Here is a 7,790-nt window from a genome sequence, read left to right as displayed (position 1 = left end):
CAACTTTTATTTTTATAAGCCATGAAAACACAAAATACAAGCCAAAAAGTTACCAAAACTCAATTAATGCATATTCTTGAAGTCAGCTATCCGACTGCAAGAAAAGAGTATCAAATCATTTTAGATAGTCTCGCACTAAAAAGGAAATACTTGATGATTTCCGATTTAATTGAGTACAAAATTCTTTCTTAAACTGGAAAAATATAGAAAAAATTAGAAAGGAATAGAAAGAATTAGAAAACGTCAAATAATAGTTGCAATAACCTTTGTGAAAGAAATTTAAACAAATAAAATTTATAACAAATGAAAATTGCAACTATTACAGGCGTTACAAAATCGCCAGAACTTCAAGTAACAAAAGCAATCGGTGCTTTAATTCTTTCAAGTGATTTGGCTTTATCAGCCTTAACAACTGAAAAAATTAGTATTTACATTGAGCGTGGAAACGGTTCGAATGTCATTTTAGCAAACAAAGTGTTGCTTAAAGATTTCATTTTAGCAAGTACCTACGGAACTGAAAACACTCAATCCGATACTGATAATGCCCTGATTGCATTATGCGAATTGGCAGACGAAGGTTCAATTTATCTTGCAGATAAAGAGAGTATTAAAATTACTCTTGAAGATTTAATTGCAGATAAACGTTACGATTTACACGGTATTGAAGAGCCACAACAAACCAACAATTTATTTTTCTTCGAACAAAAATCTGTTGCATCAGAGGAGTTCAACAAAAAAATAGATGTTCAGGGATTTGATTTGGCTGTTATGACTGTTGACGATTCAGTAAGTGATTTGTCTTATCAGTACTCAAATGGTCAGGTTGTAAAATATCTTCCATTTGAATTGCAAACTTTAAGCCGTGATATTGACCCAGTTCAAGCTGTTTTGGCAGATGGAAAAGTTCTTCAAGGTTTGACGGATAGATTAACCTTGCCTTTAGTGGCTGTGGTTGGTATTGAAATCAATAAGTCGCAAGGCTCAATTATTAATTTCGTCGTAAGATGTTTAAAAACTGTGTAAGCTATGGGGTTCTTTAAAAAAATTGGTCAATCAATTAAGAAAAATGTCTCGTTTAAAAACTTGGTAAAAGTTGCGACTACTGCTGTTGGTTTTGTTCCAGGCGTTGGAGGAATTGCTCAGCAAGTAATTGGAAAGGTTACCGACGCTGTTGAAGCTAAAAAACTGGCAAAACAAGCAGAAGCACAAGGAAAGCAGGCAGAAGCTGATTATTGGAATGCACAAACTCAGGCTTTAAATCAAAGTACAGCTAAGACTGTCGGAGCTGTTGCAGGTGCAGGTGCTAATATTTTTGGCGAAGCTGTTGTAAATGGTGTTAATGATGGTTTGAGTGCAGGCGTTGTTAAAGGCAGTGGTCAGGTTGGTGCTACTGTCATAAGTTCAACTATAAAAGTTTGGTTTGAAAGAAACTGGAAAATTGTATTAGGTGCTGTTGCTGGTCTTATTGCATTGATTTGGTTTTTAAGACGTGACCGTAATAATTCAGGAAGAAGAGTTGCTCGAAAAAGATAGCAAGCCGAGAAATTACTATCGAATCTATCTTATGGTATTTCTGATAGATTCGGCAGTAATCATAATTAAAAAACTGGCTGAAATCATATTATTAATTAAACACATTATAAAATAATGGCACAAAATAAAAAAAATTATACTTCTAATAATCAGAATTATAATAACAATAATAATCAACAAAAGGTAAAGCATTCAGGCGCAAAGTCTACTACTTATATGCCTGTTTCGGGACCAAATAAAGGTGTTGAACAACATTTAACAACTGGTTGGAGATTGTCTAAAGGAGAATTGATTGCAATAAAATGTGTAACAACTACTAAATCAAATCTTTCAGATAAAGGTTGGTTCGGTTCTGTGGCATGCACTTTTACAAACACTAAAACTGGTGTCCGGTCATTCCATTGGGGAACAATGCAGAAAAACGGCGGTAAAGTAGTAATTGATAGTATGGCATTTGTAATTAATCCACGTGCGAAAAACGGTGGTTATGCAGGCACATTTATTCGTTCGAATTAGTATTAAAAACAATTAAAACAAAATAAGTCATGAAAAATTTGAAAGGAATTGTTTCGATAATTGGTATTATCGTTAAATATGGTGCAGTAGTAACTGCTATTTTAAAAGGTATTCAGGTTGTATCTGATGAATTAAGCAAACTTGATTTCGGAAAAGATGAACCACAAGCACCTGCCGAACCATTAATTACACAAGAAAATGAGTAATTATTTAGGCAAAAAAGAATTAACTCGAGGTATTCGAAATAATAATCCGGGCAACTTGGTTTTGACAACTATTTCTTGGCAGGGTAAAATTCCAAACGCTCAAAATACTGACAAGCATTTTGAACAATTTACAGAAGTAAAATATGGTATTCGTGCCATGTTACGAGATTTGACAAACGATATTGCTAAAGGGAAAAATACTGTAAGAAAGCTTATAACAGAATATGCACCGCCATCTGAAAACGATACGCAAAAGTACATTGAAGTTATCTCAAAAGCTGTCGGTTTAGACCCTGATCAAACAATCAAAATTGTAGATGCAAAGTTTTATTTAGTGATTGCAAGGGCAATTATTAAGCATGAATGTGCACCCGATCATAATCTAATTTACGATTCAGACATACAAGATGCTATCGACATTATTGGAGATTTCAATCTTTCAGGTGTTACTGTAACTGCCAAAAAGAAATTCAAATTCAATTATTTGATTATTCCTGTACTACTTTTTTTTTATACTGTTTACAGCGTTACAGTCTAAACAAACGCCCAAAACGATAAAAATTATTAATTCAAAATTTAAACAAGATGTTAGATAAAATCAAACTTTTTTACGCAAACAATAAAACTATTGCGAATGTTGTATTAGTTGCTTTAGCAGCACTTTTAGCTTATAAATTATTTAAGAAAAAATAATTATGGCTCAAAGAGAGATAGTTAATAGAACAAAGAGCCAAGCCAATACTGTTTGGCTCTTTGATTTTCTGCAAAAATACTGGCTTTTGTGTGTTGGAATCATTGTGTGTTATCCATTATTAAAAAAATGGTATTCTAAATTTACGCAAGATGCTGAGGAAAAAGCTTTGGAAGACGCAGAAAAGGATTTAAGAATTGCAGTTTCTAATCCAATGACAAAAGAAATTGAATTGAACAAAATTACACCTCGTAAAGAAGTTCATGACATAGCAGAATCTTTGGCGGTTTGGTTAGGAACAAATAAGCAGACAAAAGACGCTCCTTGGTACACTTGGATAACTGAACCAATGTCGAATTTCGAAAATGAAAAACAGACAATTAACGAGTTATTAAAAGTTAAACAAGTTACAACTGTTCCTTTAGTAATCGGCTGTTATTATATCATTACAAGACGTGATTTAAAGGCTGATCTGAAAAAATATTTATCAACTTCGGACTTAAAGAAAGTTCCATTATTTAATTAATTTATGAGTACTAAAAAAGATTACATTCAATATATAGATGAAACATATACTGTTAAAACTAAATCTGTAGAATCCACTTATATTGATGAAGTTGGAAATGTATATGTAGTTGATGGAATTAATTGTCAATTCTTTCTTATTGCTTTGTATTTGGATAATAAAAGAGTTGAAGGTGTGGAATTGTTTAATCTTGATAATATTGCTGTAGCTTCTGTTATCAATGATTTAGCTATGACCGATTTAAACGTTATTCCTTTAAATGATTTTTTCACAGCATTTACTACTGTTCATTTAAAAGTTGCAAACCAAGCTACAGGTATACAGGAAGTGTATGTTAACAATTTTCCAGTACAAACTCAGAAATTTTTTAAAGTATATGATAGTCCTCAGTATAGAGGGAATGTTTATAATTTAACTTCAAATACAAATTCCAAGCCTTACATTGTTCAGACTGTATTGAAAATTTCAAGTGCTGCAAATATGGAAGTTTGGACTGCTAATCATTTCGATAATGAAAACGGTCTATCGACAATGCCTACAGATTTTGCAGAACAAAGAACTGTTCTAACTGCTGATACATTGCAGGTTAATGGTATGTATGTTAAAGTGACTTCAACATATTCCTTTACTGGTGGACGTTATCATTTATTGAGAATTTATCAAGATGTAAGAACTAATGAAGTTTACTTAATGGCTAATGATAGTATTGCTACCGGAACTTACGTACCTTTTGTGTTTACGACTTTAAAAGCTGTCGATGGTGGTTTTAAAATTGAGCTTACTTCTTTTAATTTAACAATTGAGTTTAGAAATAAGTTTTTCTAATGGCTAATACCACTCCTACTCCTTATAGTTGTACAATCTTTAATAAAGATAAATCTGTTAGACCTATAAAAATTGAGTTTTGTAAATCAATCTTTTACCTGCACAATTGGTGTAAGCATGTCGGATTTGATTATCACTACATTAATATTTACAATCGCAAAACGGGTAATTATATTTCTCGGCAATACTGCAATGATTATATAATAGATAAGCCTTTGTATTAATTTACAAAGGCTTATTTTTTACAATTCTTCCAGTAATTTTACTATTTCTTCAACTGACGCACTAGTATATAACTCATGTCCAGATCGTAATTTTAATGTATTAAAGGATTGTTCGTTATCTTTTGGAACGATGTAAAGAACTTCATCTTTTAGAACAGCGAATGTTAGTTCGTTTAATTTTAATGTAATAAATTTTGCCATTTTTTTTTATTTATATTTTTACTATTACGAATGTAGGAAAAATTAAGGTATAATTATTTATTCTTTTATAGCAATTGACGATGCTGTATTTTAATATATTTGTAAAAAAAGTAAGATGGAAATGGTTATTGCTATAATAGGATTATGGATTGCGTGGATAACATATCATAAAACTTTTGATACTACTGAAGATAAAAATAATTTTTTAGTATATTTTAAAGTTACTCAGCAATTACATTTAGAAGTTCAAGTATTATTACAAAAATATATTTCAAGTAATAACGGAGCAAATCATAAATTGTATACTAACATGACCTATAAACAATGTCTTAATGCACTTAAAGATGACTTTCAGGCAAATTATTCAGATAAAGTTTATGTGTTGGTCAAAAATAATAAGAATATGTCAAAAAAAATGTTTGAAACTCTTATTAAGAATGTTGAGTCTAAAAATGAAGCATTACAAAAGTTAAAGACACAATTACTTTATTTAAATTAATGATTTGGCACTATATTTGGAAATATTTAGTAATTATAAACTCACAACAAAACCACATGAAAAAAATTACTCTACTACTTATTATAATGTTTTCTACTGCTGTTTATTGTCAAGATACTGACGTTAAAATATATTTAGAGAAGACAGAGGTTGTTTCTTTTGATCAATACGATTTTATTAAAAAAGTGAATCAGTTTTACCCTGATATACTTGTTAGTAGGGAGGTTACAAACAATATTGTAAATAATCTAAAGGTTCAGGAAATATTGAGTACTGATTTTCTTTATCAAACTCCAAAAGATTGTGATGCTTACAGGGTGTCAATTAGTAAGTCAAATACTTCTTTAGATTACTTTTATAAATTAAAAGATGGAACTATGGTATCGGGAGATATTCGTCTTTTTGCAGGTTCAGTTGTTCGCACCATGTATAAGTTAAAAGATAAAACGAGGGTTATTCAATATTATGTTGATGGAAAATTATTGAATGAAATAAAATAAACTGAAATAAAACTAATAAATGAACCCCAATAAAACGGGGTTTTTTTATGTCCATTTTTTTTTATACCTTTAGATTTCTTCAAAATAGGGGTTAAAAATGCTGTTAATAAAGTTGTTAACATCTTCTTGGACGTTCTGCATTTCATACTATAAATTATAGTTCAAAAGTATATGTATTTAATTGACGGCTGGCAAGGCTTTATTATTTGTATCTTCTTTCTATTCATAGACTTATCTCTTGTTTCAGAATCTCATATTTCAAAAAATGATTTATATTATTTCAAATATCAGATTTATGTTGATTCAAATTAGTATCATTTTACTGCGTTAAAATTTCTCATATTTGAAAAATAAAATTTTCAAATTTCAAATAAAGGAATTTATACTTGTTCAAATAAAATAACATCATGTATATGTGATGCTTCAAATTTTCCATATTTGAAAAATTATTTTATTTTTTTCAAATAAGCGGATTTTCCGTTGAATCAAATTTCAATTTTTCATTATAGAAATTCCTTCAATTCCTTGTTTCGCTTTTAAAACTTCTTCATACGCCATAATTTCAATTTTTAATAAACCTTATAATGTCTTAATTATTTTAAGTAAAAATCCTATATTTGACATTTATGACAGATCATAACATGACAGACAAAAAAATACATCAAGGTAGAAATATAAAACGTTTCCGTGAAATGTTAGGTATTAAACAGGAAGCACTTGCCTATGAATTAGGTGAAGACTGGAATCAAAAGAAAATTTCTCTTTTGGAGCAAAAAGAATTGATTGAAAATGATATTTTAGACCAAGTTGCTAAAATTCTTAAAGTCCCTGTTGAAGCTATCGAGAATTTTGATGAAGATTCTGCAATTAATATCATAGCAAATACTTTCCACGATAGCGCTGTTGCGAGTACTTTTACAGATGCTTCACAAGCAAACTTCAATTGCACATTCAACCCTCTTGATAAAATGGTAGAACTTTACGAGCGTATGCTGCAACAGCAAAAAGAAATGATTGATAAGTTAGAAAAGTTAATTCAGGGAAAATAAAAAAATAGATTAATCCGACGTTATTCGTGTAATTTCTTTATTATTAGATCTTTTGGTACTAAATCACTCCCGCCGCGTTTTCTAAATTGTATTACATTATCTTCTACAACTAAAACTGCGCTTGAACTTGATCCATCTTTATTTATCAGTTTTATTTGAGCTGTGTCGCCTAATGGATAAACATATCCGGTAACATCTAAAACTCCGGAATTTAATTCTTTAGAATCACTTGTAACTTCTGCAGTTCCAGAAATCATATAATTTGACTGTGCCATTGTAATGGTAAATACATATTGTTTTTTACAGTCTTTGCATTTTTCCGAACCCCATGTGCCGGTAAATTTATTAGTTTGCGAATAAGATTGAAAGCTTATAAGAATCAGGAATAAAATAATTTTTTTCATAAATTTAAAATATGCAGAATTATGATTCAAATATAAACGAAAAAAGCATCACAGAATTGTGATGCTTTATATTTCGCGTATTTGAAAATTTAATTTAATTTTTTCAAATAAACCGATTTTCCGTTAAGTGAAACTTCAATTTGATTTGTTTTTTCAGTAAACGTTGTTCTCAACACATTTCCGTTAAAAAGCGAAACGTCACCGTAAACTTTTCCAGTTTCGTCAGAAACATATTCAAACAATAATTTTTTGTTATCTGGTTCAATTCCAAGTTTATAACTAGAAAATTTAGTTCCTTTTAAATCAAATTGCTGTTGCGAATCGATAATCTTTCCATCAACATAAAAATTCGTAATCGTTTTGCTTAAAGTAATATCCGGATAATATTGATTTACTTTTGATAGTAATGCATATTGCTCCACATTTGCATCTTCCTGTTTTGATGAAATAGTTTGAGCAAAAGAAATTGTTGTAAAAATAAGTGCTAATAGTAAAGTGAATTTTTTCATAATCAAAATTTTATAGTTAATGTTTCAAAACATTTTCGAAACGTTATATAATAACACTTTTTGAATTAAAGTAATTATTATTTACAACAAGATACTTAATATTTATC

General features: G+C 29.8%; 13 protein-coding genes. 10 read left to right on the top strand and 3 right to left on the bottom strand.

From position 1 onward, the window contains the following. The first annotated feature begins 303 nt into the window (after positions 1-303). The 7 genes from B3C18_RS20210 to B3C18_RS20180 all read left to right on the top strand — a co-directional run bounded on the left by B3C18_RS20210 (position 304) and on the right by B3C18_RS20180 (position 4,297). Positions 304-1,023: a hypothetical protein gene (locus B3C18_RS20210; protein WP_291150933.1), complete on the top strand. Its 720-nt coding sequence runs from the start codon at positions 304-306 to the stop codon at positions 1,021-1,023. 3 nt (positions 1,024-1,026) lie between these two features. After that, complete coding sequence (locus B3C18_RS20205; protein WP_291150932.1) at positions 1,027-1,533, top strand: hypothetical protein; 507 nt, start codon at positions 1,027-1,029, stop codon at positions 1,531-1,533. Positions 1,534-1,647: 114 nt separating this feature from the next. Beyond that, on the top strand, positions 1,648-2,049 hold the full coding sequence (locus B3C18_RS20200) for a hypothetical protein (protein WP_291150928.1): 402 nt from the start codon (positions 1,648-1,650) through the stop codon (positions 2,047-2,049). A gap of 29 nt (positions 2,050-2,078) precedes the next feature. Then, complete coding sequence (locus B3C18_RS20195) at positions 2,079-2,255, top strand: hypothetical protein (RefSeq protein ID WP_291150925.1); 177 nt, start codon at positions 2,079-2,081, stop codon at positions 2,253-2,255. Then, positions 2,248-2,793, top strand: a complete 546-nt coding sequence (locus tag B3C18_RS20190; protein WP_291150922.1) for a hypothetical protein — start codon at positions 2,248-2,250, stop codon at positions 2,791-2,793. Before B3C18_RS20195 ends, B3C18_RS20190 begins: the two co-directional genes overlap by 8 nt. Positions 2,794-2,950: 157 nt before the next feature. Next, on the top strand, positions 2,951-3,472 hold the full coding sequence (locus B3C18_RS20185; RefSeq protein ID WP_291150919.1) for a hypothetical protein: 522 nt from the start codon (positions 2,951-2,953) through the stop codon (positions 3,470-3,472). A 3-nt stretch (positions 3,473-3,475) separates the two neighbouring features. Next, entirely contained in the window at positions 3,476-4,297 is an 822-nt protein-coding gene (locus B3C18_RS20180) for a hypothetical protein (protein WP_291150916.1), read from the top strand. 242 nt (positions 4,298-4,539) lie between these two features. On the opposite strand, the gene B3C18_RS20175 is transcribed toward B3C18_RS20180, so the two are convergent. Further along, complete coding sequence (locus B3C18_RS20175) at positions 4,540-4,722, bottom strand: hypothetical protein (RefSeq protein ID WP_291150913.1); 183 nt, start codon at positions 4,720-4,722, stop codon at positions 4,540-4,542. A gap of 115 nt (positions 4,723-4,837) precedes the next feature. Here B3C18_RS20175 and B3C18_RS20170 point away from each other — a divergent pair, with 115 nt between their 5' ends. The 3 genes from B3C18_RS20170 (at position 4,838) to B3C18_RS20160 (ending at position 6,770) form a co-directional block, all read left to right on the top strand. Then, complete coding sequence (locus B3C18_RS20170) at positions 4,838-5,221, top strand: hypothetical protein (protein ID WP_291150910.1); 384 nt, start codon at positions 4,838-4,840, stop codon at positions 5,219-5,221. Positions 5,222-5,277: 56 nt separating this feature from the next. Continuing rightward, entirely contained in the window at positions 5,278-5,721 is a 444-nt protein-coding gene (locus B3C18_RS20165; RefSeq protein ID WP_291150907.1) for a hypothetical protein, read from the top strand. A 626-nt stretch (positions 5,722-6,347) separates the two neighbouring features. Further along, positions 6,348-6,770: a helix-turn-helix transcriptional regulator gene (locus B3C18_RS20160; RefSeq protein ID WP_291150904.1), complete on the top strand. Its 423-nt coding sequence runs from the start codon at positions 6,348-6,350 to the stop codon at positions 6,768-6,770. Between the two features lie 20 nt (positions 6,771-6,790). Here B3C18_RS20160 and B3C18_RS20155 read toward each other — a convergent pair whose 3' ends face one another. Next, positions 6,791-7,174 carry a hypothetical protein gene (locus B3C18_RS20155; protein ID WP_291150900.1) on the bottom strand — a complete coding sequence of 128 codons (384 nt, stop codon included), beginning with the start codon at positions 7,172-7,174 and terminating at the stop codon, positions 6,791-6,793. A gap of 89 nt (positions 7,175-7,263) precedes the next feature. Then, positions 7,264-7,683, bottom strand: coding sequence for a hypothetical protein (locus tag B3C18_RS20150; protein ID WP_291150897.1), 420 nt, complete (start codon positions 7,681-7,683; stop codon positions 7,264-7,266). Between the last annotated feature and the right edge of the window lie 107 nt (positions 7,684-7,790).

Source organism: Flavobacterium sp. UBA7680 (assembly GCF_002482975.1).
In the GTDB taxonomy this organism is placed as follows: domain Bacteria; phylum Bacteroidota; class Bacteroidia; order Flavobacteriales; family Flavobacteriaceae; genus Flavobacterium.
This window is presented reverse-complemented; position numbering and strand designations above follow the sequence as displayed.

Coding starts and splice junctions, on each gene's coding strand:
- B3C18_RS20210 (WP_291150933.1), top strand. CDS start 304: ATGAAAATTGCAACTATTACAGGCGTTACAAAATCGCCAGAACTTCAA.
- B3C18_RS20205 (WP_291150932.1), top strand. CDS start 1,027: ATGGGGTTCTTTAAAAAAATTGGTCAATCAATTAAGAAAAATGTCTCG.
- B3C18_RS20200 (WP_291150928.1), top strand. CDS start 1,648: ATGGCACAAAATAAAAAAAATTATACTTCTAATAATCAGAATTATAAT.
- B3C18_RS20195 (WP_291150925.1), top strand. CDS start 2,079: ATGAAAAATTTGAAAGGAATTGTTTCGATAATTGGTATTATCGTTAAA.
- B3C18_RS20190 (WP_291150922.1), top strand. CDS start 2,248: ATGAGTAATTATTTAGGCAAAAAAGAATTAACTCGAGGTATTCGAAAT.
- B3C18_RS20185 (WP_291150919.1), top strand. CDS start 2,951: ATGGCTCAAAGAGAGATAGTTAATAGAACAAAGAGCCAAGCCAATACT.
- B3C18_RS20180 (WP_291150916.1), top strand. CDS start 3,476: ATGAGTACTAAAAAAGATTACATTCAATATATAGATGAAACATATACT.
- B3C18_RS20175 (WP_291150913.1), bottom strand. CDS start 4,722: ATGGCAAAATTTATTACATTAAAATTAAACGAACTAACATTCGCTGTT.
- B3C18_RS20170 (WP_291150910.1), top strand. CDS start 4,838: ATGGAAATGGTTATTGCTATAATAGGATTATGGATTGCGTGGATAACA.
- B3C18_RS20165 (WP_291150907.1), top strand. CDS start 5,278: ATGAAAAAAATTACTCTACTACTTATTATAATGTTTTCTACTGCTGTT.
- B3C18_RS20160 (WP_291150904.1), top strand. CDS start 6,348: ATGACAGATCATAACATGACAGACAAAAAAATACATCAAGGTAGAAAT.
- B3C18_RS20155 (WP_291150900.1), bottom strand. CDS start 7,174: ATGAAAAAAATTATTTTATTCCTGATTCTTATAAGCTTTCAATCTTAT.
- B3C18_RS20150 (WP_291150897.1), bottom strand. CDS start 7,683: ATGAAAAAATTCACTTTACTATTAGCACTTATTTTTACAACAATTTCT.